28 protein-coding genes and 2 tRNA genes are annotated in these 26,259 nt (G+C 51.3%); 14 read left to right on the forward strand and 16 right to left on the reverse strand.

Translation table 11 applies throughout. From position 1 onward, the window contains the following. Positions 1-22: 22 nt before the first annotated feature. Positions 23-777, reverse strand: a protein-coding gene (locus ABNV41_RS09215; protein WP_087651418.1) for an IS5 family transposase whose coding sequence is annotated in 2 segments (ribosomal slippage) — positions 23-438 and positions 438-777 — 756 coding nt in all. Because the reading frame shifts where the segments join, the coding sequence is not laid out codon by codon here. Positions 778-993: 216 nt separating this feature from the next. Here ABNV41_RS09215 and ABNV41_RS09220 point away from each other — a divergent pair. Continuing rightward, entirely contained in the window at positions 994-1,617 is a 624-nt protein-coding gene (locus ABNV41_RS09220) for an acetate uptake transporter (protein WP_050818528.1), read from the forward strand. A 57-nt stretch (positions 1,618-1,674) separates the two neighbouring features. Here the strand turns inward: ABNV41_RS09220 and ABNV41_RS09225 are convergent, their stop codons facing one another. Continuing rightward, the gene (locus tag ABNV41_RS09225; RefSeq protein WP_050818529.1) at positions 1,675-2,694 is read right to left on the reverse strand and encodes an enoyl-CoA hydratase/isomerase family protein; all 1,020 of its coding nucleotides are present in this window, start codon (positions 2,692-2,694) and stop codon (positions 1,675-1,677) included. A 65-nt stretch (positions 2,695-2,759) separates the two neighbouring features. Here ABNV41_RS09225 and ABNV41_RS09230 point away from each other — a divergent pair, with 65 nt between their 5' ends. Next, positions 2,760-3,263: a flavin reductase gene (locus ABNV41_RS09230; protein ID WP_050818530.1), complete on the forward strand. Its 504-nt coding sequence runs from the start codon at positions 2,760-2,762 to the stop codon at positions 3,261-3,263. A 201-nt stretch (positions 3,264-3,464) separates the two neighbouring features. Here the strand turns inward: ABNV41_RS09230 and ABNV41_RS09235 are convergent, their stop codons facing one another. Genes ABNV41_RS09235 through ABNV41_RS09245 form a run of 3 tightly spaced genes read right to left on the reverse strand, consistent with a single transcriptional unit; the run spans position 3,465 to position 5,973 of the window. Next, positions 3,465-4,259, reverse strand: a complete 795-nt coding sequence (locus tag ABNV41_RS09235) for a metal ABC transporter permease (protein ID WP_003623613.1) — start codon at positions 4,257-4,259, stop codon at positions 3,465-3,467. Beyond that, complete coding sequence (locus tag ABNV41_RS09240) at positions 4,259-5,065, reverse strand: metal ABC transporter ATP-binding protein (RefSeq protein WP_349934615.1); 807 nt, start codon at positions 5,063-5,065, stop codon at positions 4,259-4,261. The genes ABNV41_RS09235 and ABNV41_RS09240 overlap by 1 nt, the downstream gene beginning before the upstream one ends. Continuing rightward, positions 5,065-5,973 (reverse strand): metal ABC transporter solute-binding protein, Zn/Mn family, encoded by a 909-nt coding sequence (locus ABNV41_RS09245; protein ID WP_050818532.1) that lies wholly within the window; start codon positions 5,971-5,973, stop codon positions 5,065-5,067. The genes ABNV41_RS09240 and ABNV41_RS09245 overlap by 1 nt, the downstream gene beginning before the upstream one ends. Positions 5,974-6,097: 124 nt before the next feature. Here ABNV41_RS09245 and ABNV41_RS09250 point away from each other — a divergent pair, with 124 nt between their 5' ends. Then, a complete protein-coding gene (locus ABNV41_RS09250) occupies positions 6,098-6,670 on the forward strand; it encodes a transcriptional repressor (protein ID WP_050818533.1) in 573 nt (190 codons plus the stop codon). Positions 6,671-6,702: 32 nt separating this feature from the next. Beyond that, positions 6,703-7,212 carry a hypothetical protein gene (locus ABNV41_RS09255; RefSeq protein ID WP_230844577.1) on the forward strand — a complete coding sequence of 170 codons (510 nt, stop codon included), beginning with the start codon at positions 6,703-6,705 and terminating at the stop codon, positions 7,210-7,212. A 262-nt stretch (positions 7,213-7,474) separates the two neighbouring features. Here ABNV41_RS09255 and ABNV41_RS09260 read toward each other — a convergent pair whose 3' ends face one another. Further along, positions 7,475-8,194 (reverse strand): hypothetical protein, encoded by a 720-nt coding sequence (locus ABNV41_RS09260; protein ID WP_050818534.1) that lies wholly within the window; start codon positions 8,192-8,194, stop codon positions 7,475-7,477. Between the two features lie 284 nt (positions 8,195-8,478). Between ABNV41_RS09260 and mtnA the strand changes: the two genes are divergently transcribed. The 4 genes from mtnA to ABNV41_RS09280 all read left to right on the forward strand — a co-directional run bounded on the left by mtnA (position 8,479) and on the right by ABNV41_RS09280 (position 12,465). Next, positions 8,479-9,609 carry an S-methyl-5-thioribose-1-phosphate isomerase gene (gene mtnA, locus ABNV41_RS09265; protein WP_080986708.1) on the forward strand — a complete coding sequence of 377 codons (1,131 nt, stop codon included), beginning with the start codon at positions 8,479-8,481 and terminating at the stop codon, positions 9,607-9,609. 118 nt (positions 9,610-9,727) lie between these two features. Further along, entirely contained in the window at positions 9,728-10,246 is a 519-nt protein-coding gene (ybaK, locus tag ABNV41_RS09270) for a Cys-tRNA(Pro) deacylase (RefSeq protein WP_050818536.1), read from the forward strand. Between the two features lie 142 nt (positions 10,247-10,388). Next, positions 10,389-11,312 carry a DUF2272 domain-containing protein gene (locus tag ABNV41_RS09275; protein ID WP_050818537.1) on the forward strand — a complete coding sequence of 308 codons (924 nt, stop codon included), beginning with the start codon at positions 10,389-10,391 and terminating at the stop codon, positions 11,310-11,312. Between the two features lie 112 nt (positions 11,313-11,424). Continuing rightward, positions 11,425-12,465 (forward strand): cysteine synthase A, encoded by a 1,041-nt coding sequence (locus ABNV41_RS09280; RefSeq protein WP_003623602.1) that lies wholly within the window; start codon positions 11,425-11,427, stop codon positions 12,463-12,465. 72 nt (positions 12,466-12,537) lie between these two features. Here ABNV41_RS09280 and guaA read toward each other — a convergent pair whose 3' ends face one another. Then, positions 12,538-14,139: a glutamine-hydrolyzing GMP synthase gene (guaA, locus tag ABNV41_RS09285; RefSeq protein WP_050818538.1), complete on the reverse strand. Its 1,602-nt coding sequence runs from the start codon at positions 14,137-14,139 to the stop codon at positions 12,538-12,540. Between the two features lie 219 nt (positions 14,140-14,358). On the opposite strand from guaA, the gene ABNV41_RS09290 reads away from it, so the two are divergent. Both ABNV41_RS09290 and ABNV41_RS09295 read left to right on the forward strand, forming a co-directional pair. Then, positions 14,359-14,811 carry a hypothetical protein gene (locus ABNV41_RS09290; RefSeq protein ID WP_050818539.1) on the forward strand — a complete coding sequence of 151 codons (453 nt, stop codon included), beginning with the start codon at positions 14,359-14,361 and terminating at the stop codon, positions 14,809-14,811. A gap of 72 nt (positions 14,812-14,883) precedes the next feature. Further along, positions 14,884-14,960, forward strand: a tRNA-Arg gene (locus ABNV41_RS09295). 868 nt (positions 14,961-15,828) lie between these two features. On the opposite strand, the gene ABNV41_RS09300 is transcribed toward ABNV41_RS09295, so the two are convergent. From ABNV41_RS09300 to ABNV41_RS09335, 8 genes are all read right to left on the reverse strand, one after another. Continuing rightward, entirely contained in the window at positions 15,829-16,398 is a 570-nt protein-coding gene (locus tag ABNV41_RS09300) for a recombinase family protein (protein ID WP_281854742.1), read from the reverse strand. A 248-nt stretch (positions 16,399-16,646) separates the two neighbouring features. Beyond that, complete coding sequence (locus tag ABNV41_RS09305) at positions 16,647-18,542, reverse strand: DUF927 domain-containing protein (protein WP_349935103.1); 1,896 nt, start codon at positions 18,540-18,542, stop codon at positions 16,647-16,649. Between the two features lie 4 nt (positions 18,543-18,546). Further along, on the reverse strand, positions 18,547-19,608 hold the full coding sequence (locus tag ABNV41_RS09310; RefSeq protein WP_349934616.1) for a toprim domain-containing protein: 1,062 nt from the start codon (positions 19,606-19,608) through the stop codon (positions 18,547-18,549). Then, positions 19,595-20,191 carry a hypothetical protein gene (locus ABNV41_RS09315; protein ID WP_349934617.1) on the reverse strand — a complete coding sequence of 199 codons (597 nt, stop codon included), beginning with the start codon at positions 20,189-20,191 and terminating at the stop codon, positions 19,595-19,597. The genes ABNV41_RS09310 and ABNV41_RS09315 overlap by 14 nt, the downstream gene beginning before the upstream one ends. 2 nt (positions 20,192-20,193) lie before the next feature. After that, positions 20,194-20,499 carry an AlpA family transcriptional regulator gene (locus tag ABNV41_RS09320; protein WP_014457422.1) on the reverse strand — a complete coding sequence of 102 codons (306 nt, stop codon included), beginning with the start codon at positions 20,497-20,499 and terminating at the stop codon, positions 20,194-20,196. Between the two features lie 146 nt (positions 20,500-20,645). Then, entirely contained in the window at positions 20,646-21,869 is a 1,224-nt protein-coding gene (locus tag ABNV41_RS09325) for a hypothetical protein (protein WP_349934618.1), read from the reverse strand. Then, positions 21,866-22,309, reverse strand: a complete 444-nt coding sequence (locus tag ABNV41_RS09330; RefSeq protein WP_349934619.1) for a hypothetical protein — start codon at positions 22,307-22,309, stop codon at positions 21,866-21,868. Before ABNV41_RS09330 ends, ABNV41_RS09325 begins: the two co-directional genes overlap by 4 nt. Beyond that, positions 22,306-22,572 carry a hypothetical protein gene (locus ABNV41_RS09335; RefSeq protein ID WP_349934620.1) on the reverse strand — a complete coding sequence of 89 codons (267 nt, stop codon included), beginning with the start codon at positions 22,570-22,572 and terminating at the stop codon, positions 22,306-22,308. The genes ABNV41_RS09330 and ABNV41_RS09335 overlap by 4 nt, the downstream gene beginning before the upstream one ends. A 144-nt stretch (positions 22,573-22,716) precedes the next feature. On the opposite strand from ABNV41_RS09335, the gene ABNV41_RS09340 reads away from it, so the two are divergent. From ABNV41_RS09340 to ABNV41_RS09350, 3 genes are all read left to right on the forward strand, one after another. Next, positions 22,717-22,953: a helix-turn-helix transcriptional regulator gene (locus ABNV41_RS09340; RefSeq protein ID WP_349935104.1), complete on the forward strand. Its 237-nt coding sequence runs from the start codon at positions 22,717-22,719 to the stop codon at positions 22,951-22,953. After that, a complete protein-coding gene (locus tag ABNV41_RS09345) occupies positions 22,943-23,125 on the forward strand; it encodes a hypothetical protein (RefSeq protein ID WP_349934621.1) in 183 nt (60 codons plus the stop codon). The genes ABNV41_RS09340 and ABNV41_RS09345 overlap by 11 nt, the downstream gene beginning before the upstream one ends. 273 nt (positions 23,126-23,398) lie before the next feature. Continuing rightward, a complete protein-coding gene (locus tag ABNV41_RS09350) occupies positions 23,399-24,334 on the forward strand; it encodes a hypothetical protein (protein WP_349934622.1) in 936 nt (311 codons plus the stop codon). A 73-nt stretch (positions 24,335-24,407) separates the two neighbouring features. On the opposite strand, the gene ABNV41_RS09355 is transcribed toward ABNV41_RS09350, so the two are convergent. Then, positions 24,408-25,739, reverse strand: a complete 1,332-nt coding sequence (locus tag ABNV41_RS09355) for an integrase arm-type DNA-binding domain-containing protein (RefSeq protein ID WP_349934623.1) — start codon at positions 25,737-25,739, stop codon at positions 24,408-24,410. A gap of 297 nt (positions 25,740-26,036) precedes the next feature. On the opposite strand from ABNV41_RS09355, the gene ABNV41_RS09360 reads away from it, so the two are divergent. Further along, positions 26,037-26,181: transfer RNA gene (locus ABNV41_RS09360), tRNA-Arg, on the forward strand. Positions 26,182-26,259 lie beyond the last annotated feature (78 nt).

Consider the following 26,259-nt stretch of genomic DNA (forward strand, 5'->3'; position numbering starts at 1 on the left):
AAAAGTTTCCTACGGCGTGTCGTCAGTTAAGCAGGATGATGATTGAGGCGAACTGCACGGCTGCGAGGAAGGTCGATTTCAGTTTATCGTAGCGGGTTGCGATAGCGCGAAACTGCTTGAGTTTATTGAAGAACCTCTCAACAAGGTTCCGTTCGCGATAGAGAGAAAAATCGGTTTTCCGTCGTGTCGTTCTGTTGCGTTTTGGCGGGATGACCGGGGTAATCCCGCGCTGTATCAGCCGATCGATCAACCTGTCCGCGTCATACGCCTTGTCAGCAAGGAAAGCATCCGGTTCGATGTTTTCCAGAAGTGGTTCTGCCTGGGTGATATCGGCATCCTGTCCCGGTGTGATGCCGAGTTCCACTGGATTGCCCAGAGCGTCGCAGATGGCATGGATCTTTGTAGTTAGCCCGCCTCGTGATCGTCCGATGGCCTGATCCGTGCCCCTTTTTTGAGAGCTCCGGCACTATGCTGATGCGCTCGGACAATTGTGCTGTCGATCATCATGTATTCGTTGTCGTAATCAGCGGCCAGATAACGAAATATCCGTTCGATGACGCCGCTTTCACACCAGCGGCGCAGACGCCGGTGCACGTTTTTCCAGTCACCGAAACGGGCAGGAAGGTCGCGCCATGGAATACCCGCGCGATAGCGATACAGCACCGCCTCCACGAACAGACGGTTGTTCACCGCAGTGCCGCCGACATAGCCTTCTCGACCAGGAAGAAGATCCTTTATCCGCTCCCACTGGTCATCGCGTAAACTATAGCGCCGCATCTGTCTGTCTCCCCAAAAAATGGGAAAACAGTCAGCACACGCAGACACAAAGTACAACCCTCACGTGCCACTCTCAGGGCTTAACTGACGACACGCCGTAAAAGAAAAGCCATAATGATGAATTTAATTTTATCAGCCTGTTTCTATTTATAAAGAACTTCTGCCTTGCCAGTTGCTTAATGCTTAAGTCATCACTCATAACAAGAAGTATCTGGCATGGCATACTCCGAAACATCGCCTCCGGTGACATACCGAAGAGCCAACCCAGCTCCATTAGGTTTAATGGGGTTTGGGCTCACAACCGTTCTTCTCAATTTACATAATGCAGATCTGGTGCCTATGGGGTCTGCCATTTTGGCCATGGGGCTTACATTTGGAGGTGTGGCCCAAATTCTGGCAGGGATGCTGGAGTATGGTAACGGCAATACTTTTGGCATGACAGCTTTTACGGCTTACGGTGCATTCTGGCTTTCATTCGTGGCGCTTATTGGCTTGCCACATACTGGCATTGTGGATGCCAGCAGCCCTAATCTTGTAGGTAGTTACCTGCTGGCGTGGGGATTGTTCACTTTTATCATGTTTATAGCCTCACTACGCGCCACACGGGCACATCAGGTTATTTTCCTGAGCCTGACTGTTCTATTCGCCTTACTGGCCACGGGTGATATGCTGGCTATGCCAGTTGTTACACAGTTTGCTGGATATGAAGGACTGTTCTGCGGTTTTTCCGCCATCTATCTGGCTGCTTCCGAAATACTGGAAGAAGCATTCGGCTATGCAGTACTGCCGATTGGCAAACCGGCCCCGGCTTCCATATCTTTCCGAACCGCATCTGCGTAAATATCCCCAAAATATGTTGCCCCGCAGCACAAAATGCTCCGGGGCAATATGTTTGAGTTAGTTATCAAAGCAATTCTGCGCTTCGCGCTCATGCACGTCCGCCAAAGTTGAAGGTACCCACACAGGCTTGTTATCTTTATCAATCAAGCGTGCCCGAATACCCTCTACAAAATCAGGCCGGGCCACCATATGGCGCACCATATTTTCCTCAAGTGCAAAAGCGGCATGTAACGAGGAAGCTGCACGTGCCCGATGCCATCCACACCATGCGACCTGCACAGAAAACGGACAGGCACGAGATAGAGATTCCAGATCTTCCTGCGCCTCTTCTGACCCTTCCGCTTTCAGTTTTTCAATAACCTGCAAAATATCTGGTGCATCGTAACACGCATCCAGATTTTGCACGTCCAGACTTTCTGGCCGAGAATGCAGGCGTGCAAATACATGCTCCGCACTCTCAATACTCAGAGATTCTCTTAAATCTGTAAGAGAGGCCGATGAGACGAGAACATCTGCAAACCCCATGGCTACGGCCTCTGCGCCATTCATGCGGCCACCGGTTACAGCTCGCCGTAACCCAGAAAAACCAGGTGCACGCGCCAGCAACCAGCTACCGCCAGCATCTGGGGCCAGACCTATAGCCGTTTCAGGCATAGCCAGCACGGATCTTTCCGTAACCACCCGATACCGCACATGTCCACCCAAGCCGATACCCCCTCCCATGGCCACGCCATCCAGAAAGGAAACGATGGGTTTTTGGTAATCTGCCAGCAACAGCATGACGTCATAGACACGCTTCATCAGCTCATATGCAGCCAATGCTCCGTGTGCCTTCAAACAATCATGAATGGCGCGTAAATCTCCTCCAGCGCAAAAAGCGCGCGTACTGCTGCTTTCCAGCAGAATAGTGTGGATGGACGGATCATTCCGCCATGCCTGCAAAGCATCTCTTATGCCGCTGGCCATGCTGATATCCACAGCATTCAAACGTTTGGGGCGGTCTAGAATAATACGCCCCAAATGCCCTTCCTGCTGCATTCTTACGCCAGATACGTCGGAAAGAGTTTGCTCTATCATTGCTTTCCTCTTTATTTCATGCACAAACACGCACAGACCGTTTTTGATTGATTTAAGGAGAGCAGATGTTGGCTCCGGAGACCAGCGCCTACCGCGATGCCATGGCCCGACTTGGCGCAGCTGTGAACATTGTTACAACAGGAACGTTGGAAAACCCCGTTGGTTTTACCGCATCAGCCGTGTGTTCCGTAACAGATACCCCACCTACGCTGCTGGTCTGCCTGAACCGTGGAAGCCGTGCCCGACAGGCTTTTCATGAAGGTAGCGCATTATGTGTAAACGTGCTGGCATCTACCCAGCAGCATCTGTCCAACCATTTTGCCAGCCCCAATTCCATGCAGGAACGGTTTGCCACTGGGCATTGGACGACCTTGGCAACTGGTGCACCTGTGTTGGAAGAGGCTGTAGCCTCGTTTGACTGCAAGATCAGCCAGATTGTAGAAGTTGGCACACACAGCGTGATGTTTGGTATTGTGCAGGCGTTACGCACCCATGCAACGGCTCATGGGCTTGTGTATTTTAACAGAATGTACCACGCTCTACCTCATGTGCCGGCCCTAAAGCCCTAAGGGCTTTAGGCATACAACCAAGGTGTTGAATGATGTCGCAGAATTTTCATGATGATTACCCGGTAAAAGGGGATAGTGACTACGTCCCTTTTCTGACGGTTAAAGGCCTCATCATCATACATGTTGCGCTTTTAATAGCCGTAGCTTTATGGTCTTGGTTAGATTGGTCCTTACCTCAGTAAAAGACTGAGCCGCAGTTTTTTAACTGCCACGCACACGGCAAAACAGGCTCGCAGCTATAAACACACTGCCACCCAATGCAGCAATCCAGAATGCTGTAGGGCAATTGGTGTACCAAGCTAACACCAAACCCAGCCAAGCCTCCAACAACGCAAGTAACGTTGCAACGCTCATTCCCAACAAGGGCGAAAAGCCCATCCGCAAACTTGCTGCAGCAGGCGCGATCATAAGCGTAAACACCAGCAAGACACCCGTAATCTGGGCGCATTGCGCTGTAGCTACAGCAACAATCATAAGAAAAAGAATATCAAGCAGGCGCATATTAACGCCCCGTGCCTCTGCTTGTTCTGGCTGAAGTGACGCAAAAAGAAGCGGCCTTGCAACAAACGCCAAAGCCATCAAACAGGTTACCGAAAGAGCACCCAGCCAACCCAGCATAGAAGGCCCAATACCCAGAATATCGCCAAAAAGCAGTGCGGTAGCCGAACTGGCAGAGTGGGTTAGAAAATGCAGGCACAATGCCCCAAAACCCATGGCAACAGAAAGCACCAGCCCGATTGTTACATCCCGGCCTACAAGCCTGTCTCCCGCCAGCCCTATGGCAACACCGCCCCCAACGGCGCCAAGCCCAAGCCCAAGCAAAGCGGGCTGCCCCAACAGAAGAGCTGCAGCAGCCCCAGCAAATCCCACATGTGAAAGCGCATGGCTTGCGAAGCTTTGGCCACGCAAAACAAGAAACCAGCCCACAGGCCCACACACCAAAGCCGCCAAAAACGCTGCCAGAAAGGCAGTGCGCATAAATTCATACTCAAGCATCAAGCACCATGCCCCACGCACATACAGGACTGGAGTGATGCCCCACCGCCTTCTGCCACAACAAATAATCTATTTCCCGCCTTAATCACCTCAACCGGTGCCCCGTAAAGCGCGCTAAGCGTTTGGGTTGTCATCACATCTTCCACGCGCCCCAGCACCGCCTTGCCATGTGCCATGTAAAGAACATGGTCCATCAACCCCATAAGCGGATTGATATCATGGGTAGACATCAGCACCGTCATATTTCTATCGCGCGCCTGTGTATGAATGCGCTCTGCTGTTTCACGCATCCGGGCAGGATCCAGGCTGGCTAAAGGCTCATCAAGCAGCAAAATATGCGGGTTATCCAACAACGCCTGCGCCAGCATCAGCCGCTGCCTTTCTCCCCCAGAAAGAGAGCCAACAGGCCGCTGCGCCAGCGCCTGCGCATCTACTGCGGCCAAAGCTGCATCAATATCTGCTCTGGCCTGTTTGCCGTAAAATGGCAGGCCCCATTTCCATCCCTGCTGCGCTGCGGCAACTGTGCTCCAGCCGCTAAGTTGTGCGGCCACCATGGCGCGCACCTGTGGCATATACCCTATGGGCATACGGCCCTTTTGCACTGGCTGGCCTTCTATCCATATCTGGCCTGCCGAGGGCTTTTCCAGCCCCAAAAGCGTTCTAAACAGGGTTGTTTTTCCAGCTCCGTTTCCACCCAGAACAGCCACAAAACTGCCTGCAGGAACTGTAAAACTGATATTGTCCAGAACTGCTTTTTTCTGGCGCAACAGAGTTACGCCAGCCACTTGCACAGCAGAAGATGGCATTACTGCGCTACACCCAGCAGGTGCGCTACTTGCGTAAGAGTTGAGCCGATCCATATCTGCCAATGCGTATCCTGCGGCATAATTTCCGCCAACGGCAGAATGGGTATACCTGCGTTATGTGCCAGAGCAATCAGCTGTTTGCTGGCTGGTTCTTCTACCTGCACATTATAGGCAAGTAGCCGCAACTTTTTTTGCTTAAGATCCTGTTCAAACGTGGCAACCGCAACGGGTGGTGGTTCAACATCATTCATGATGGCAATCTGGAAAGCATTTTCCTTCATGTCCAAACCGAGATAATTAGCCAACGGGGTAAACAGCGGTTCTGTTGCTGCCACAGCCATACCTTGCACGTGTGGGCGCAATGCAGCGGCCTGCGCCTGCACTCTGGCAATATCAGCCTGCAACTTTTGCCCACGCGCAGCATATGCTGTTGCATGTGCTGGATCTGCCTGTTCGCACGCTTTTTCAAATCTTTGCACAAAATCTGCCACAGCGTTGAGGTCATACCATAAATGGGCATTTCCGCCCTCGTGCCACCCGGACCATGTATCTGCACGCACATACCGCGCCTGTGGTAAAGCAGAAGCCTGCACCAAATGATCCATCCATGCATCGTATCCCGCGCCATTGGCCACAACCAAGGTGGCATCTGCAACACGACGCGCATCATCGGGTGTAGGAGCATATAAATGCGGATCGACAGCTGGTGATACAAGTATGGATGTAACGTGCATGTCTGGCTCAGCAATTTGCGCAGCCAGATCCCCCCATGTGTTTTCTGCCGCCACAACGGACAAAGGGCGTGCGGCCGCACAGCCTGTGCCCATGGTTGCAAAACCAAGCACAGCCACCATACCAAACAACATCCGGCGTGAAGTGCCTTTTGTTTTCCTCAATTCCATACCCATTATCCTGCCATGCCTGAATGCAATGTAATATTATTACATTTTATCAGCTGCGCGTCACCACCCCACACGCGCAAATTTGGCCTTCACCTCTCAGATCAGTTACGCTAAGAAATACAGAGAACGGATGATGAACATGCCCCACCCTACGTCTTCTTCCACAGCAACACCTCATACCTTTCCCGCGCATATTGAGCATCAGCTTGATAAAGCGACTGCCCTATGCGCCCAGCAAGGCGCCCGTATGACAGCGCAAAGACGCGACGTGCTAGGGCTTATCCTTATGCATGCACATCCGGTAGGTGCATATGACTTACTGGAAGAACTAAAAACAGCAGAACGGCGCCCTGCACCCCCTACCGTATATCGCGCTCTGGATTTTCTGCTTGAACACGGCCTGATCCACCGCATTGAACGCCTTTCCGCTTTTATTCCCTGCACCAATCTGCGCCATTGTTCCCACACGCACGAGCACTCAGAAGCTTGCCTGCATACTGCGCAGTTTCTCATTTGCCGTAACTGCAAAACTGTCACGGAAATTGCGGATACAACCGTTTTGGAAACCCTGAAACACATTTGCAAAAACAAGAATTTTGTTATCCAGAGCACCTCGGTAGAAGTAGAAGGACTATGCGCAAACTGTGCTTCTCAACAGTCGGCAATACATCCCGCAAAAGAGATTCCGCACCAAGGTGCATAATGGGTAACCATCGCCCTTCTTCCTTACAGGACATGCTGCCAGAATTATTGCTGCCTGCATCGCAAGAAAAGCAACTACCACGCAGTCCTAGACAACAGCGCACTCAACAGAAACGACCAATCAACACAAAAGAAATACAAACAGACTTATTCTCTCTTCCTCTTCTTCCACCGCTGCGCACACGCTTTTTACCAAGTGAAATCCGCCTGACACGCATACCTTCCTTGGCAGCCACTCATGCCAAGGAAGCTGATGGTTTTCTGTATCATATCGCAAATGCCTCTATGGCATCTTTGTTATTACAAGAAGGGCTTCCTCTTAATAAGCGTCATCCACTCATGCTGACAGAACAGAATGGCATAAGTGCGTGGCTGGCAAAGCTATCAGATTACGTGTCGGACAATAATTCCGCAGATGCCGTTATCCTACGCTTACGCCGTGTAATGGTAGAAGATGCGCTTGAACCAGATCCCGATCATACGGCAGAATTTGCAAGCAACTGCTACCTACTGAGCGGTAACTTTAAGTGCGCGATAACTTAAAAAGAGACCTCTATTTTAGCACGGTAGTCTTAGAGAAATCTAACAGACAAGAATGGGAAAGTAGCCAGAAAACTATATATACTTAAATATAGATTCAGAACGTTTCTCCCCTGAAAAGGAAATTACCCGTAAAAAGTAAAATTTCCTCTCAGGAACATATTCCATTTAAAAAGGGTTCATTCCGTTTTCACAGAAATGAACCCTTTTTAAAACAGCATTATTTTACAGCTAAATATCTAAACCAGATAAAAGGTTATGACATTTAGGACGCACGCGTGCGACGGCTGGTTTTTGCTTTTGCCTTACGCGCAGCAGGTGCCTTTACTGCTACTTTTTCAGCCTCTGCAGCTGCCGCCAAACGTTCGTAGCGCTTACGACGACGTTCTTCCTGGACAATACGCAGCTTTTCTACAGCTGAAAGTTTCTTTTTAGCTGCGGGTTCTACTTCACGCACAGCCCGCTTACGGGTTGTAGCAGCTGCAGCGCTACGTGTTGAAGTTGCTGGTTTTGCAGCCTTACTGGCAGCAGGGGCCTTGGCAGTGCGTGTGGCGCGTACAGGCTTTGCTGCTTCCACCTTGGCTGGCTTTGCAGTTTTACGCGCTGCAGTAGCAACCGAGGCTTTGGCAACCCGCGTTGTTTTGGTGGCACGCACTGGCTTTTCAACCACATCTTCCGCTTTGGCTTTAGTGCGCCGCGTTGTCTTGGGAGCAACCTTACTTTCAGCTTTAGCAGCTACAGCTTTCTTACGTGCTGTTGTTTTGGGTGCAACCGGTTTTTCTTCTGCCGTTTTGCGGGGAGCAGCCTTACGCACATAAGCACGACGCGGCTTAGGAGCTTCTGGCTCTGCTTCGAAATCAAAAAGCTCTTCTACTTCGACAACTTTTGCACGAGGTGCACGCTTTTTAGGTGCTGCAGTAGCAACCTTGCGCTTGGAAACCGTCTTACCCGCAGCAGGTTTTCGGCGGGCTCTTGTCTCACTCATTCCAACTCCTTTTCATCTCCCTTTAAAAATAAGGAGATATACAAACAACATTTTTAAACTTCAAAACTTCTTTAACTGAAGCACATACCTATAAGAACTGGTATAGCCTTAGATTTTCATTCTACATAACAAATGCTATAGAAAATGCAAAAAAATACTTTCACATTTAAAGATATATTTCATTCTTCTGATCTATTTACCTTAAAAATGTTCTAAATACGTTCTCAAAAATTCATGTGCTTGTGGCATATTGCTCAAAACAGGCAATCATCCTTATATCTTAAATGCAGACCTCTCCTTCTCACGGAACATACTTCATGAAAATCAACGGCACCTCTTTCCGCAGTGTATGGGTTGATGAAAAAGACCTATGGTCTATTCATATTTTCGATCAAACACGCCTTCCCTTTTCACTAGATATCCTGCGGCTTACCACCGTTCAGGATGTAGCCCACGCCATTACCAGTATGCAGGTACGTGGCGCTCCACTTATTGGTGCTGTTGCCGCTTATGGTCTGGCACTGGCATTACGCACAGACAGCAGTGATACCAGCCTTGAACAAAACGCAGCTATGCTTGCGGCAACGCGCCCTACTGCCATAAATCTGCGCTGGGCTCTTGAAAGAATGCTAAATGCTCTCCGGCCCATTCCGCCAGAAAACCGAGTATCCGCTGCTTATACTGAAGCCCAGCACATCTGTGATGAAGACGCGGCCCAAAATGAAGCTATTGGCAGGCATGGTCTTAAACTTTTGCAGGATATTGCCGCAAAAAAAGAAAAAGGGCAGCGCCTGAACATTCTCACCCACTGCAATGCCGGATGGATTGCCACAGTAGATTGGGGCACCGCCTTGGCCCCCATTTACATGGCGCATGATCTGGGCCTGAACGTGCATGTATGGGTAGATGAAACACGCCCTCGCAATCAGGGAGCTGCCCTTACCGCATGGGAACTTGGAAGCCACGGCGTTCCGCATACTGTTATTACAGACAATGCCGGTGGCCATATAATGCAGCATGGTCAGGTTGATATTGTTATTGTTGGAACAGACCGTGTAACCCGTAACGGGGACGTTGCAAACAAAATAGGCACTTATCTGAAAGCTCTGGCTGCACAGGACAACAAAATACCATTCTGGGTTGCATTACCTTCTACAACCATAGATTGGCGTATTGCCGATGGCATCCGTGATATTCCTATTGAAGAACGTGCAGCATCTGAAGTGACTCACGTACAGGGGCGTATGCCAGACGGAAAAATAGGCTCTGTACAGATCACCCCAGATCATAGCACAGCAGCCAACCCTGCTTTTGATGTCACACCATCCAGACTTGTAACCGGGCTCATTACAGAAAAAGGCTGCTGCCCGGCTACAGAAAATGGTCTCCTCACCCTTTTCCCTGACCATAAGTAAAAGTCATCCTGCATACCGCCATGCTGCATGGCGGTATGCAGCCTTCATGACTTGACGCTAAGAGTAACTATTGAATAAGCGAAACCATGTGCAGGCCTTGCAAAAGTCACAATGCTTCATGGATTTTCCAGAAAGGGTTACCATGTCAGAAACCATTGAAACACCCACAACGCAGTTTCTGACTGCTCACGGCATTGCCTTTACCCTTCAGGATTATGACTATGTGTCTGACCCTGGAAAAATCGGCCTGCATGCTGCTGCTGGCATTGGTATCGACCAAAACAAGGTTTTCAAAACCCTGATGGTTGAAATCGATAAAAAGCAGATTGTTTGTGTAGCTATTCCTGTTCATAAAAAAATGGACCTAAAAAAGGTGGCTGCCCTGTTTGGTGGTCGCAATGCACGTATGCTGGGAGCTGAAAAAGCCGAAGCCCTAACCGGTTTTAAGGTAGGGGGTATCAGCCCCTTTGGCGCACGCACGCAAGTACCGGTGGTGTTAGACGAAAGCGTTCTCAAACTGGATACACTTTACATTAACGGCGGCGGCAGAGGCTTGGTGGTAGCGCTTAAACCAGCAGATGCTATCCGCTGCGTGAATGCCCGCACGGCTGATGTTACTGTTCCTGACGCCGGATAACACAGATACAGAAAAGAAACAGGCGCGGCACAAAAACACAAACCCTCTTCCACCCAGAACAACAGGCGCTTATTGCTATAGCATTCAGACTTCCGACCAATGGTTGTCTCGCGCTCCGGATCTACCGGAGAGTTGTTCTGGTATGGAGACGAGATTGTCACGCAAGCTTACCGTTGCCCTGCTGGCCCCTTTGTGTCTGGCAGCATGCGCCACACAGCAACCACAGCCAGGTGCACGCCCCACCCCTAGTGCTTCCAGCACAAATACGTGGAACACAGCCAGTGGTGGCTACGGCTATGGTGGCCATGTGCCAGATTTTGCCACCCGCAATTTTGAACCTTTTAACCGGCAGGATGTTGTGGGCATTGCCATGCGTGAATGGCGCCTGTTTGGCAGCCCGGTAAATGATGATGACCCGGAACAGCGCCCAGAACCGCAAGTGGCCTCTGTAAAGCCAGAACGCGCCCCCGGTCTGTGGGAACGCGTAGGGGAATACTGGTGGATTGGTATGGCCCCGGACATGACAGAAACATCATGGACCGGCAAACACGATGCCAATGGACGGCTGACCGACTTTGTGCATGATGGATCTTATGCGTGGTCCGCTGCCTTTATTTCCTACGTTATGCGCGTAGCAGGGGCTAACAGCCGCTTTCCCTATTCTCCCAACCATTCCACTTATATCAACGCTGCAGCTTCTGGGCAGTCTCCCATTCTGCGGGCGCAGGATCCGGCAAATTACACTCCAAAACCGGGTGACCTCATCTGTGTGGCACGTGGCCGCAGCAAAGACACAATCCGATTCTCCAGCCTGCCCACCTCTTATGGGTTTCCTGCGCATTGCGGCTTTGTTGTTGCTGTTGGCCAGAATGGACAGCCTTTTGGCCGACAAATCAGCATTATCGGTGGCAATATTGATGATGCCGTTGCCCTGACCCATGTACCAACAGACACCCAAGGGCGCCTCGCCTCCCCCGATGGCCAGAGCTACGACTCACGCTATCCGTGGGCAGCCATTCTCGAAGTGCTTTACGACGCAGAACAGGAACCAACATCTGGTCAGTAAAAAACGGCATAAGCCGCTATCTTTCATCTGTTTGCCCTTGGGGCAGAATTTTCAGATGGAGCATGATAGTCTGACCAACGCATTATAACGTGACAGCATAAGGTGTAACCAAATGACTGAAAACGCCGTTTCCACCCCTCACCCCGGCTGGACCACGCTTTCTGCCGACATGCCGGGCGCGGTGGGCGGAACCCCTCTGGTACGCCTGCGCAAAGCGTCTGAAGCCACAGGGTGTGATATTTACGGCAAGGCCGAATTCATGAATCCGGGCGGTTCTGTCAAGGATCGTGCGGCGCTGGCCATTATTGAAGATGCAGAACGCCGTGGCGTGCTTAAACCCGGCGGCACAATTGTTGAAGGCACCGCCGGTAACACCGGTATTGGGCTCACGCTGGTTGCCAATGCGCGTGGATATAAATGCGTTATTGTCATGCCCGAAACCCAAAGCCAGGAAAAAATCGGCTTTCTGCGCATGATCGGGGCAGATCTCCGCCTTGTGCCTGCCAAACCCTACCGTGATCCGGGCAATTATGTGCACGTTTCACGCCGCCTCTCCGAAGAAAACGGATGGGTATGGGCTAATCAGTTCGATAACGTTGCCAACCGTGAAGGCCACCGCGCCACCACGGCACCAGAAATCTGGCAGCAGATGGGCGGTAAGGTAGATGCCTTTACCTGCGCCTGCGGCACGGGTGGCACGTTAGCTGGCGTGGCCTTGGGGCTGCATGATGCTGCCAAGCGCGATGGCGTAACAGCCCCCCGTATTGTGCTGGCAGACCCAGAAGGTTCTGGGCTGTATGGCTGGGTGAAAAGCAATGATCTGTCTGTTTCTGGATCTTCCATTACAGAAGGCATTGGCCAATCCCGCGTAACAGGCAATCTGGAAGGGGCCCCTATTGATGATGCCGAGCGGATTCCTGACCCAGAAGCGCTGGAAATTATTTATAGCCTGCTAGGTGAAGAAGGTCTTTCCGTTGGCGGGTCTTCTGGCATTAACGTGGCCTCTGCAATCCGTACTGCACGCAAACTCGGGCCGGGGCATCGGATTGTCACCATTCTTTGCGATGGCGGCGCACGTTATGAATCCAAACTGTTCAACCCCGAGTTCCTGCGGGCAAAAAATCTGCCAATCGCACCTTGGCTGAACAAATAAGATCTTTGGTCACAAACCAATAAAAAAGGCCGGGGGCTTTACAGCCACCCGGCCTTTTTTATGACGGGAAACTTATTCCCACTCAATCGTGCCCGGGGGCTTAGACGTAATGTCATACGTTACGCGGTTGATCCCGCGCACTTCGTTCACAATGCGCCCAGCAACACGGGTGAGGAAGCCCATGTCAAACGGATAAACATCGGCTGTCATGCCATCTGTACTGGTGACGGCACGCAGGGCACACGCCTGATCATACGTGCGGCCATCGCCCATCACACCAACGGTGCGTACTGGCAGCAGCACTGCAAAGGCCTGCCAAATAGCATCATACAGTCCGGCAGCCCGGATTTCTTCCAGAAACACGGAATCCACCTTGCGGAGCAGATCCAGTTTTTCCCGCGTGATATTGCCCGGAATACGAATAGCCAGCCCCGGCCCCGGGAACGGATGACGCCCGACAATAATTTCGGGAATCCCCAGTTCACGCCCCAGATCGCGCACTTCATCCTTGAAGAGTTCGCGCAACGGCTCAACCAGCTTCATGTTCATCCGCTCTGGCAAGCCACCCACATTGTGGTGAGACTTGATGGTAACGGAAGGACCACCCGTAAAGCTGACACTCTCGATCACATCTGGATAAAGCGTGCCCTGCGCAAGGAACTGCGCCCCGCCCAGCTTTGTGGCTTCTTCTTCAAACACTTCCACAAACAAGCGGCCAATGGTTTTCCGCTTGATTTCCGGGTCTGTAACGCCTTCCAATTCCTTCAGGAAGATGTCTGAAGCATCGCGATGCACAAGCTGGATGTTAAACTGGCCGCGGAATGTCTTGATCACATCATCAGCTTCGCCAGCGCGCAGCATGCCGTGATCAACAAAAATACAAGTTAGCTGATCGCCAATAGCTTCATGGATCAACACCGCAGCCACGGAAGAATCCACACCACCGGAAAGACCGCAGATAACCTTGCCATCACCGACCTGCTCACGAATCCGGGCAATTTCCATTTCACGGAAACCAGCCATCGTCCATGTGCCGGAGCAGCCTGCAACATTATGGGTAAAGTTTTTGAGCAGTGCTGCACCATGTGGCGTATGCACCACTTCCGGGTGGAACTGCACACCATAAAGGCGGCGGCCTTCATCTGCGATAACAGCAAACGGTGCGCCTTCACTCACTGCAACAGTACGGAAACCGGGGGGAAGTTCCACCACGCGGTCACCGTGACTCATCCACACCTGTTCACGGCCACCACGTGCCCATGCACCACGGAACAGCGCGCAATCTTCTACAATATCAACAAAGGCGCGGCCGAATTCACGGTGGTCTCCGCTTTCAACCTGCCCACCCAGCTGTTTGCACATGGCCTGCTGCCCATAGCAGATGCCCAGCACAGGCACGGCCATTTCAAACACCACATCCGGCACACGCGGGGCATCCGGGTTGTTTACGCTGGCAGGGCCACCAGAAAGAATAATACCACGGGGTGAAAACTGACGAATCCGTTCAGCATCTGCCGTAAACGGCCAGATTTCACAATACACACCACTTTCGCGCACACGGCGGGCAATCAGCTGCGTAACCTGACTTCCGAAATCCAGAATCAGAATACGGTCATGGTGCAAGGATTCATCCAGCTTGGAAGGCGAAACAGGCGGGGTGGCATCAACAGACATGAACTGCAGGTCTTTCTGATTTCAGTGCCAGAACTGGCTTTTCCTAAGGATGTGCGGCCACATATGGGGCTGCACGGGCTCTCTTACAGGCGGATATAAAGCCATGCTGTCATGGCGTCACCCTAAAAACCAGAAAGGTGCACACCTATTCCGCCTGATACCCGCCTTGCCTGTGCCATACACAAGGTACAGATTGCCAACGAAATCAGGAGTTTTTGCATGAAGCACACACGTTTTTCCTGTTGGCTGAAATATGGCGCACTGGCATTGGGCAGCCTTGGCTTTTTTTGCACATCCGCCCAAGCCGCCACGCAACCGGCCTCTGCCGCAGATGACCCATACGGGGAATGGATTGGCACCCTTGTGCAAGACAAAGGCGAAAATTGCCCCGTTAACGGCACATCACTCATGCAGATCGAACCCAAACGCATGATCTTTGTGCCTGAAATGGGCACGCTGATCCTGCGCGGCACACCTGACAAGAGTAAGCAGCATTATCATGCCCAACTTGTTTTAAAGGACGCCAAAAACCAGCCGCTTCCCATGGTGTTTGAAGCGCATCCGGCTGGAGATACGTTTGAAGGCGTATACGGAACCCCTGAATGTCGGGCGCATGTTACACTCCATCGCCCAGAAAACCGCGGTTGGAAAAACTTTCTGGGCAATGACTGACAAAAAATTTCACTTTTTTGCATTTTAGGGGTTGCCGACCCCACCGTGCTCGGCTAAATACCCGCTCACGGCGCACCCGTAGCTCAACTGGATAGAGCACCAGACTACGAATCTGGGGGTTAGAGGTTCGAGTCCTTTCGGGTGCGCCAGAATTTTCCTAAAGAAATTCGAAATTGGCGCTTCAAGATGGCAGAGCATTTTTGCTTTCCGGAGTGTTTGCGGAGTGACTGGCAGCCATTGCTTTACGCTGGCATGGCAGAGGCTTTTTCCCCGCTGCTGATTCTTCCCAGCTCTCAAAACCATGATCGCCCCCACCACCCTTTGGCCCTCCTGACCATCGACGTATCTTTTTGCTGCAATTTCGCGGGGGCAAAAATTTGCCCATGGCGCGGTTCAGGTGCTCATGAGTGCTAGAGATTTTTGTCCCCCCACCCCTCCTTGGCGTTTTTTCGCAGTTTTCCGCCATTTTTTGCGAATTTGGGCCTGCTTTTACTCATATTGCCCGCTCTTTCTTTGATTTCTTTGATTTTTTTCAAAAAATGTATCGAAAATCTACGCATGAGACTGGCGCGGTTACGCCGCCTATCAGCCTGTAAAGATTTACCCACCCCCCTATCAGGCGGCTGCCGTAGGTATGCGTTTTTTGCATGCACCCGGAACTGCTACACCTGCCTCTTACTCAACCCCTTACCAAAATGCGGTGTAACAAGTGTAACAGGTGTAACAACTGACCTAAGTATATGATTTATAATATTAAAATTGATACACAACGCTGTTACACCTTTTAGAAATCGGTGTAACAGGTGTACCAAACATCAAGCAAACATTAGCGGTTTTCTGCCAATATGCACGCAATAATACGAATATTCTTCGTGGTGTTCTTGTTTTGGACACCCTCAAAATGGGCTGTTTTTGTTATGTTGTGAGCGCATAGCTAGAGCCGTTTTGGGCTAAAAATTCTCAAAAATCGGAAAAGAAACCCGCGCGCTGCCCGCGCACACCACGGCACAACCACACTTACGATGCCGCCGCATCCGCAAGGCAACGATAAACGGAGGTGCGGCCTATGCCTAACCGCTTGGCTATCTCTGTCGCGCTGATACCGTTAGCCGCAAGAGCCTGCACCTGTTCTGTCTGACTACGAGCTGTTGGCTTGCGTCCCTTATAGCGTCCCTCGGCTTTAGCTTTGGCTATGCCCTCACGTTGGCGCTCTTTCATAATGTCCCGCTCAAATTCGGCTACAGCAGCCAACATAGTGAGCATCATCTTGCTGGTGGGGCTGGTGGTGTCCAATGTCACACCGTTCATGGAAAGCACAATCAGGCCGCAGCCTTTGGCTTTGATCTCATCTACCAGCCTCAACAGGTCAGCCGTAGAACGCGCCAGCCTGTCTGGCTTGGTCACTACAAGCACATCACCAGCCCGCAAGTGATCGAGCGCCACGCTTAATTCTGGCCGGTCTGTGCTGCTACCGCTTATTTGCTCACGAAAGATACGCTCACACCCATTGGCTAATAGGTCACGGGCCTGCGCTTCTAATCCGGCCACCTGATCTGTGGTGCTGGTGCGAGCGTATCCGATTTTCATGTGAGAGTGTTCCTAAATGTGTTCCAATAGGGTTTAGACCCTAGATAGGTATTGTTCCAAAATACAAAAAACAACCCTATTGGAACACAAAAGTGGGCAAAAAGTGTTCCACACCATCTGTTCCAATAGACCTTGCCCTATTGGAACACCAAAAAGCCATGCACGAAACACATACCGAGAGAAAAGACGCTATAGGAGGATGAACCCAGCCCGAATGAGCCGGAGGGCGCATGCCCTCCGGCTAGTGTTCATTCATTGCCAGCAGATAGAGCCAGAATATTACCGGCCACCACATAAAGGCGAATCTGGCCAGCTTGTCCCGGTGGCCGTTCCGGGCGTGAGGTTTTGCCTTGTGTGTCTGGTATCAGCACACCCCGATCTACCAGAACCTTGGTAGCATCTTTCATATTCAGCCCTGCCAGAGCTTCACGCATACCGGATGATGTGAGCATGTAGCACCATCCCCAGCGGCCATCCTGTGTTTTAAGCCAACGCCGCCAGCCTGCTTGGTTCTGTATGCGGTATCTCTCTGGTGGTGGCTTACCTTCATCCCACGTTTCAGGCAGTTCCTCCGGGTTTTTATCTACCCAATCAGCAAAGCGGGCAGAGCCATTACGGGCAATAAAATCCCGTAGCTGCTGCACGGCTTGTTCATCTTCCCTCCGGCCGGAGGTGCCACGTGCCCGCAACCAATCACCAAAGCACATCCCTACCAGCACTTCTGCTGTGTCTGTATCCCATCCGGTCAGACCGAAAGAGGTTGCCAGCTCACCACCTATGGCAATCATGGCAAAGCGCCGTGCAACGGAGCGCACCTGTCCGGAGGATTTAGGCCAGTTTGCCAGATATCCGGTTGCTATTGTTTCCAGACGTTCCAGCAGGCGTTCACGTAACGGGCGTATGCCTTCCTGCGTCATGCGTTCTGTTAAGTGTGTAAGGAACGCGCGGAATGGTGTGCCGTAAAACTGGCCGCAAGCATTTGCCAGATGGTCTGCAAACTCACCGGCGCTGTCCAGATGGTGGGTGTTTTCAAATAAACCCATTCCGGCACCGGCATCCGCTGGCACGTCACAATAGCGCACTTCCATGCCTGCTTTGGTTGCGCGGCCTGCTTCCCTGTTCACATCATCCAGCGTCTTTTCACCTGTGGACAAGAACAGGACACGCCACCGCGCCACGGCACGCGCTGCACCTGTGCGGCTGGCTCTTACTTTGCCTTGGCCATTGGCAAGCATATAGGCCACATCACCAATTTCTTTTGGGTCTAGCTGCCCGATTTCATCCATCGGCAACAGGGCATCACAACTTGCAAGAGCAACACTTTCCAGACCGTTAGAAGTAGAACGCCAAGACCGCGCATATCCTCTGGCACCAGCTTCTGGTGTGCCACCACATACGCTGGCAGCAACCAGCAAGGCGGTAGATTTACCGGCACGCGATGCCCCGAAGAACGAAACGCCGCCGCCGTCCAAACCTAACAAGCCAAGCAAAGGTGCAGAAAATGCAGCAGACGCCGCCAAGACGAGCCGCGAATTGCCACGACATAGAAACCCTATGTGCTGCTTCCATTCTTCCGATGTGCCCGCAACGCCAAATAAGTCTGTTTCCGGGTCTGTTGTTTGCAGCACAACCCGTTCTTCCGTGTTGCCATATGTGGCATCTGGCAGAACGTAGCTCATGCCGCCTTTGAGGGTATGCCAGCCAATACGCGGAACAGACCGCGCCCGTTCTGTGCTGGAAATACTTGATAGAAATGCAGCAAAAGCAGCTTTAGCGGCTGGGCCAGATGCAAGTGTTAGCCCTCCGTCTGCAAGCTGGCTGCGTAATTCTGCACAGTCACCCGCAAACATGGCACGCGGAAAAGCCTGCTCATGGCGTTGATTGTCCCTATCCTGCCACGCCAGCAACAAACCCCACCCCGTACCGTCAGGCCCGCGTGTTTCTGCCAAAACCTCAATAGGCCCTGACAGCTTCATGTCTGTTTTGCTGCTATCCGCTGCTTTCTTGAACAGACCGAAAGCATCGCAGAAAAACTGGCCACAAGGCGATTCTACCCGTTTGCCGGAGGGCTTACGCTGGCTGCTTTTTTTACCTTTACCGCTATCAAGATTAACAACTTTGGCCGACTCTATAGCCGCCCGCACGCTTTCACGGCCCGTTGTGGCCTGTGTCTGGTTCATTTCGGAGGACATCGTTCCAGTCTCCATGCTCGATTTCTGGCACGGCAAGGCGGACTGTGCGGCCCTGCTCTGTGAATTGATGGATGGCAGCAGTCAGCGCCTTACGCGCCGCCGGATTTTCGGCATCGTTATCTGCTGCAACGATAATTTCTTTGATGGTGTCAGGCAGTTTTACGGCTGCCATGTTTGATAGGCTGACACTGGCCAGCACGCGGTATTCCGGACAAGCAATGGCGGTAGATAAGGCTGTTTCTATACCCTCCGCCAAAATAGCTATGTCACCCTCTGGCGCTACGCCAAGAGCTGCACCAGAGGCACCGCGCCAAAGCCGGATACACCCACCCGCAAAACTACCCAGCACTTTCTTGGCATTGTGCAGGTCAGCCTTAACCCATGTGCCGGAGGGAGATTGCTGTAACCAAGTGCGGTGCACGGCCACCATTTTACCATTAGGCCCGCAGATTGCGGCCAGCATGGCTGGCAAAGGCTTCTGCACCTCTGCACACCAGACAGCAGGCGCGAAACGTAATGCACCCGGCGCTCTGCCTAGCTGGCGAAGATCTATGCCACGGCCTGCCAGATAACTTTCTACTGGTGTAACAGCAATGCCCGCAGGCGTTTCCTGCCAAAGCCGCCGCGCCTTGGCCCGCCTTTGCTGCGCCTCTTTATCAAGTTCAGAAGTTTTCACTTTTTCCAAGATTGGACGCCGCTGTATCGCTGCTTGTGTGCTGTTATCTGTCAGCCCCAGCCATGAGCTGGCCCACGCCATTGCATCCTTACGATTCCCGGCAAAGAGACACGCGGCCACAAGGTCTAGGGCATCGCCACGCTCACCGCTTGAAAAATCGCACCATAGCCCCCGCCGTGCGCCAGTTAGACGCACAGCAAGGGACTGGCCCGGCTCACCAGCCAAAGAACCTACACGCCATTCTGCACCATCCTTTTTGCCATGTGGCAGCAATTCTGGTGCAAGGCGGGTAATGTTATCAGCCAGAAGCCGAGCCAATTCGGCTGCGCTATGCCGCCTCATGATTTACCCAATCCGCAGGAAGCACTGCAATGCCACCCTCCGGTTCAAAAAAAGCACGGCCAGCCATTAGTTCACGGGCTGCATGGTCTCGCTTGTCAGCCAATTCCAGCAGTTCATTCCAGCCGATCTGCAACAGCCAGTAATAAGCTTCATGTGTACGGCGGTGGCGATAGAGAGCCTCATGCAACCGCACCAGGCCGCCGCGTATAGGGACAAACCGCCATACGGCATCTTGCGGCCTGCGTTCCCAATCTACCAAGGAAGCGTAACGGCTATCGGCATCAAGAAGCTTACAAATATCTGGCCATACGATAGCCAGCCCTACGATCACAGCTTGAGAAGGAATAGGGTTGAACTCTTTTATGTAGAATGGACGCAAAGCCTCTATCATGTTGGGCTGGTGAAGGCTGTTTTGCAGATATTCATCAATCCCACCCAAAAAACGCAACAGGCGGGCAAGAAGATTAGGGCCGGTTTCTGTGTAATCCGACCATAACCAAGTGCAGGGCACTTCCTGATAACGCTTAGCTGCTTGGTTCATTTCGGGAAGTGTCAGCATCGCACCGCATGAAGGATATGACATTCTCATGCTGCACCCCCAAAACGTGTGGTGGCGTCTGATGTGCTCTTAACAGAGCGACTGGCAATCCACGCACGGAGGGCTTCTATGGTGTAGCCAACACGCCTTTTTGTAAGCATTACAAATTCCGGCCCTGTGCCATCCAATCGCATATTTTGCATAGTGCGAGGTGAAACCCCAGCCATGGCAGCAGCTTGGTCATTTGAGAACACCAACGGCGTTATAGTTTCCTTGCGATGACGTGCGGGAAAGTGAGCAACACCGCCCATCAGACCTGTTTTTTCATTTTGAACTTGTGCCGTAGAAGGCATGATTTGATCTCCCTGTTTCACAAGCCCCTTGCTGCATGTTTGTGCTGCTTGGTGCGTGAATTAAGGACTACTAGGGATGATGTTTTCAGGTCTTTTCAGAACTTTTCCGGCTGAATATTTCTGAAAAAGTCTGAAAGAATAGGCGGCTATAAAGCTGGCTCATATTTTTCTTTAAAATGCTTCATAAGCCGCTTTATTTTGCTTTCCAGTTGAGTATTTTTTCCAACGGCCCGGTCTGCCACTTGTTTAGCTGCATCGTGTAAACTTCTGGCTTGCCCGCTTTCAAGGAGATGCTTCATTTCCTTAAGCAGCGGAGCATCTAGACGTTTATAGCCTTGCTCTGGTTTGTGTTTTTGAGGACGCCCCAAACCCGACATACCCGTTTGCTGCCTTTCACGGCCTGCTACCGCTTCTCCATCGGCTGCATTTAGCGGGGGATGTGGTGTGTAAACCTTAACGCCCTTCCATATTTTAGGACTAATGCAGATTTTAGAGGAAATGAGATCAACCTTATCTTCAATCCATAAGGCAGGCTCTACTTGCTCATCAGTGCCTAAATAATAGCCCTTTAATTTTTCTGCCCGCATTAAGGCGCAAAAATATTTCTTGAAGGTATTCTGTTCAGAAATGAGATCATTTTCCTGCACGCCAGCAGGGTAAGAAGAACGGTCATAAGTGAATAACTGCATAAGCACGCGAACTTGCTCTGGGTCTCCATAAGCAATCATAGCGCACCAGATAGGCAAGCTTTCTATGCACGTTACACGCACGTCCAGATAGCTTGCACCCTCTACAAGAACCTTGTTTTGCTTAAAGAGAATTTTGCAATCTAATGAAAAATACGAAGTGGGTATTATCTGCCACTTTTCATCTGTTAAATTCTCTTTCCCATAAGCAGATAAACGCCCGCTTTTAAGAAGGGATTGGATTTCCAGATAGATTGCATCACGAAAATACTCGAATGTCCTCAGACAGTCTGGGGGTGCATCCTTATTTTTAACGAAAGACCCCAATATTTCGGGATAATAAAAGGCATCAGCCGGAACTCCGTGCTTCATGCAATTACGCATAGCCCGGCTCATACGGTCAAAATTATCTTGTATCCAATCATCCAGCATCACAAAGGCAGGGAACGTATCTGAAAGTCTAATGCCGTTTTTCAGCCTGTCTTCAATAGCAGGCAGAGTATACATTTCCCACACAACCGCCCCACGCCGGTTAATCCCATGAATATCAGAAAGCAGCGCGGCGGGCCTGTCATGGGGTGCAGGCGTTCGGCGGCCAAACCTAGCCGCGCTAGGCGGTATCATTGGGAACAAAACAGGAATAGGCAATAGGGAACCACCGGAGGGATATTGCATGGCTATCATGCGACACCTCCGGCCACATCACGCGCCAGAGACAGACACATTTTGATTTCTTCACTACTAAGATCGAGGTCAAAATCTTCTACGGCACGAGGCAGCCTAGCCAGCACGATAGAAGCTTTAATCTGCCTACCGCGCGGCGTAAGAGCTGGCGTGTTGGCTATCTGCTTCAACAATAGATCATCACGCCTCAGCAGAGTTTCTAGCTTGGATTCCTGCTGCGTGGCTTCTGGTGTCCCGCATTTATACACCACCCCAGTATCTATGGCGTGAATAGCATCACTCACACGTTGAAACTGCCGATATAGCGCCAACAGGTGTGCATCATTTCCGGCGGAGGTGGCGGCACAGGCTACAGCAGGCAGAACAGAGGCAGCAGAGGCCGCAAAAGCCGAGGCCAACGCTGTGCGGCGTGATACGGCTGTATTGGCAGGCTGCGTCATGCTCCGGCCCTCCGGCTAGAGGAAAGCGCCAGAACGGCACCAGCGCGGCGCTGTGGTGACATTGCGCGGATATGCTGGGGCTGTGTGTGCTGTGCTGCCTGCACGCCGGAGGGGCTGTGCAAATGTTCAGGGTGCAGAAAGCCAGCAAGAGCCAGCATAGAAAGGCCAGCAGCGCCAATGGCGGCCAGAGTATCGCCATGCAGGCGAGCAAGTGTAAGCACTGCCCAGCATTTGCCGGGCATGGTATAGGCGTGTTCAGCCATTACCGTCTCCTAGTGCGAGCGGTTGTGGTTAGGCCAAGTGTGGGAGGGTCCAAGCTCCCCATTTGGCCGCAAATTACATTGCCCTATTATCCGAACACAGTTACGATAAATCTGCAATGGAAAAATCGTATCAGGGTTCGGATTTTGTTAGCTGTTCAATGTAAAATGGCCCGCGCTGCTATCGGCTGGGGAGTGCGTGATCTTGCAAAAGAAGCAGGCGTTTCCCCTGATACCATTGCTCGTCTTGAAAGAGGCGAAGAACTAAAAACCAGCACAATAGAAACCATCCGCTCCGCACTAGAAGCCGCAGGGGTTGAATTTATCCCTGAAAATGGCGGAGGAGCTGGGGTGAGGTTTAGAAAGGAAAAAAATGATGTCTGATAAATATGATGTTTTAAAAGATGGTAAGGTTATTGGTCAGTATTCTGTGAAAAATGGTATGATAACTGTAACGAGCAAGAAGAATGGCCAGTCCCAAACAACACAAGCTTCAGCCGTTGGTGACAATGCATCACTTGCCCGCTTAATGCTAAGCGAACCTTGGGCAAAGTGAAATAGCCGGTTCTGTGCCTTCAGTTGTCAAGGAACGCTTGATAACTGAAGGCACCAAAGATCATATCTAGACTTTGAGAGTTTCAGGCATTGCTCAGATGGAGAAGTGACTGATACCGGAGTTCCGGTAGAATACGATTAGGCGCAGGACTGGCCTAAAAAGTATTCAGTTTTTCTTGGTTAGACAGCTTACACAAGTCATGCTTAAAGGCCGTCAAAATTTTAATTAGCAAAGTCTAGCCTGTTGTGCGTTGATTATGTGTAAGGAAAAGCTGTGAGCGATGAAATGAGCGGAAAGACCATCTGCATCAATTATGATGGCCCAGCTCTAGAAGCTGGAGAAATGGCCGTGGCTGATTTGGCTCCGGCGCTGATCGCTTTTGGCAAGCTATTTGAAGAAGCAAACCGTGTTATTAATGGTGAAAAATCCCATATTTCAGTACGTGTAAAAGCCTTTAATGAAGGCTCATTCGAAGTTTATATACACTTAGTTCAGGGGTTTTTTGCGCAAGCCTGCGACCTGTTATCAGGAAACGGTGCGTCAGCATTGTCGAACCTGTGGACGTTTTTAGGAGCAGGCACTTCAATCGGAGGAAGTCTGTATGGACTTCTGAAGTTTGCGCGCGGTCGTAAAGTCAAGAAAGCAGTCGTATTGCGTGACGGCCATGTTTCTCTAGAGTTTCCATCTGATTCCTTATCTATGGAAGGCGATACGATCATAGTACCGGTTCAAATTGCGGAACTATATCGAGATGTGAGGGTTAGAAAGGCAATAGCAGAAACAGTAAAGCCCTTAGGGAGAGACGGCATTACAGACCTTTCCCTCCGGCCAGCCGGAACAACTAAAGATACGGCCCCGGTTCATGTAACAAAGCCGGAATTACCTGCTTTTGCAGCGCCAGATGGAGATGACTATAAAATTATAGACATGGAAAGCATAGCAGCGTTTTCCATTGTAAACCTGTCATTTAGCGAAGACGGAAAGTGGAAGCTAAACGACGGCCAGAATGTGGTATGGGCATCCATAGAAGATGAAGAATTTTTGGAAGCCGTTGATAAAAACGAAATCTCATTTGCCAAGGGGGATATTCTTCTCTGTAAGGTGCTAGTGCAGCAATGGCAGACAGACCACGGCCTGAAAAGTGAAACTAAAATTCTGAAAGTGCTTCAGCACCGCAGTGCCGCTCGACAAATCAATTTACCGTTTTAAAGAGTTATTATTCAGTGCGCTGCCCTATGCTCTGTAGGCGTTCCTCTCGGTTAAAGGAACGCCTTTTTTATTCCTACCGCCACAACGCCACCACGTTGCCTCCCAAAGACTCTGCTCCTGAACTTTCAGCCACACGCAAGACATGTGCTGCCCATATATCCAGCGCTGCAACGCGTTCTGTCAGAAACTCATGGCGCTGATACACAGCCGTAACGCCGCTAATGGTGCCTTCAATGTGGTTCAGCACTCTATCAGCCACATGCGGCCCAATTTTCAGGCGTGCCATTACTGTAACGCCCGTCCTTCTCAAATCATGCAAATGCCACCCTAGCGCAGGCAGCGCGGAGGGATTTTTTCCCGCAATTTTTTGGCCCTCCGCCTCATTCCCTGCCCGTTCCAGCATAATCAGGGCTTTAAGCCGCTTGGTAGCTACAGAGAACCCGGAAACAGGCGTTTTGCCGGTGCCACTCAACACGAAAGGCGAGATATGGCCGGTTTTTGCATCTACCTGACGATGAATACCGGCCAGCACGCGCCGGGTAGCATCAGATAAATGCACTACATGGGCCTTGCCGTTCTTGGTGCGCTCCGCCGGAATAGTCCACTCACTCCAATCTGGCGCTATTTCATCCCACCTCATGCCCGCAACTTCTGTTCTGCGCTGCAATGTCAGGGCCAGAAGCTGAAAAAATGGGCCAAACGGATACGGTATAAGGGCAGCAGCCCGCCAGTATTCACCCAGTTCCCTATCAGACAGCACCCGATCACGCGAAACCTCCCTGCCTTCAACAATCACGCGGGCAAATGGATTGCCTTCTACAAGATTGCGCTTTTCAGCCCATCCATACATGGCGCGGCCATACGCTTTAATACGCCTGGCATTTGTGGGGTGATCTTGAGCTACTTCATCCAGCCGCGCTTGCACCTCCGCCACCTTCAAGGCATGAGCTGGTCGAGCAAGTAAGGCTGGCAGGCTAGAGCGTAAACGCTGGGGAGCCTCCTTGCGATAACTGGCACTGGCATCTTTCAGGCTGTTCTCCTGCCAACGATCAATCAGCACACCCAGCGTTAAAGCATCCGCCGCTGCCTGTTCTGCCTGTGCTGCAAGCATGGCCTCAACCGCCTGCGCCTGTGCTTTTTTATCCTCCGCAGGATCTTCCCCAGCTATCACCCTGCCCCGCAGTGTTTCGGCCAGCTTACGGGCCTGCGCCACGGTTAAATCCCCATACGCACCCAGCTTCACCCGCTTAGAACGGCCATTTTTGCTGTAATTGAACAGGAATACCTTGCTGCCTTTGCTCGTCACACGGACGGCAAAGCCCTTCACCTCATCATCTGAAAACATGACATCGCGCTTTTCCGGCGGGCAGGTGAGGAGGTCTATTCCCGATTTTGTAAGCTTCATGGCGCCCTCAAACTGGTCTGTTACACCTGTTACACATCACGGAGGCGTGAGGTGTAACAGGATGGAGGGAAGAAAACCCAGCAAAATCAATAGTATATATGTATGTGTTACACCTGTTACACCAGTACACCGTGTTTTGGTGTAACCCCGCCGGATTTTTTGGCACTTCCCACCCTCTTATCTCTGCTGGTGTCTCACTCCGGAACCATCCCCAAGTCATGCCCCCGTGTCAGCACCAGATGCCATTCTCCGGAGTGTTTCCGGAGTGAATGGAAAGAGTAATCCATGCGTTTCGCTGCATCTAGCTGCGTGAACGGAATTTCTGACCATCTAATTTTCGGCAGTTTTGCGCCTTTTTGCGCTTCCTTGCGTCTTAACGACTTTTAAGTGCCAATGACTACGAATCTGGGGGTTAGAGGTTCGAGTCCTTTCGGGTGCGCCAAGTTTTCCCAAGAAAATTTAAAATACTTTCCTTGCAAGATTTTGCATGTGGTTTTGTATTTTTTGCACATTCAGAATG

This window comes from Acetobacter sp. A11-2 (assembly GCF_040208445.1).
Classification (GTDB): Bacteria; Pseudomonadota; Alphaproteobacteria; order Acetobacterales; family Acetobacteraceae; genus Acetobacter; species Acetobacter oryzoeni.